Source organism: Paenibacillus sp. E194 (assembly GCF_000935845.1).
Classification (GTDB): domain Bacteria; phylum Bacillota; class Bacilli; order Paenibacillales; family Paenibacillaceae; genus Paenibacillus_B; species Paenibacillus_B alvei_B.
Map to the genome: position 1 here is coordinate 1 of NZ_JMDX01000530.1, position 765 is coordinate 765.

Consider the following 765-nt stretch of genomic DNA (forward strand, 5'->3'; position numbering starts at 1 on the left):
TTGTGCGCCCGGCATGGGCGATAACTAGGTGGTGAAAGTCCACTACAGGCTTGGCAGTAGGAACTGTTAGCTGAAGGCAAGGGTGTCGGTCGTGAGGCCGAATCTGAAGGAAGCCGGAGGCAAACCCTCGGTCTGACGAACAGAAATCACATATAAGGCATGCTGGGACGGACGAGCTTGCAATGCAAAGCAAAGTCCAATACTGCCCGAATCCCATCATGTAGATGTGGCAGATGGATGAGGGGAAAGTTATCGCTCTTACCCGGGGAGATCTCACAGACGTGGAGTAGGAAAAAAAATCCGAAAGACGGAGTAAAGCTTGCGGTGAGAAGTCAGCAGACGCCATAGTACGCGAGCCGCAACAGCGGTGAGCGGAAGGGCTGAACAATCGTAGTCTCGAGTACAGACTGAAAGGAGAGTCGATGCGATGAAAGCAGAATACCGAAAGGGCTGCCGGCAAAGAGATAGCGTGGAACGCGAAGGGTATGCAGGAGCGCGGAGCATCGAAGTTCGGGAAGGTAGAGAAAGAGACGGTGCAAACGACCTGCTTGAAAAGATACTAAACAGGGACAACCTGAATAGAGCCTACAAGCAGGTCAAAAGCAACAACGGGGCTCCGGGAATCGACGGAATGACCGTCGAGGCGGCACTACCGTGGCTGCGAGATAACAGAGACGAACTCTTGCAAAGTATCCGGGATGGGAAATATAAACCAAGCCCGGTGCGGCGCAAGGAGATCCCTAAACCAGATGGAAGCGGCGTGCG

Annotated in this window: 1 pseudogene; it reads left to right on the plus strand. The window is 53.6% G+C overall.

Features of this window, described 5'->3' with window-relative positions:
* Window positions 1–427: 427 nt before the first annotated feature.
* Window positions 428–765, plus strand: a pseudogene (locus AZ66_RS29390) (group II intron reverse transcriptase/maturase); the annotation flags it as partial.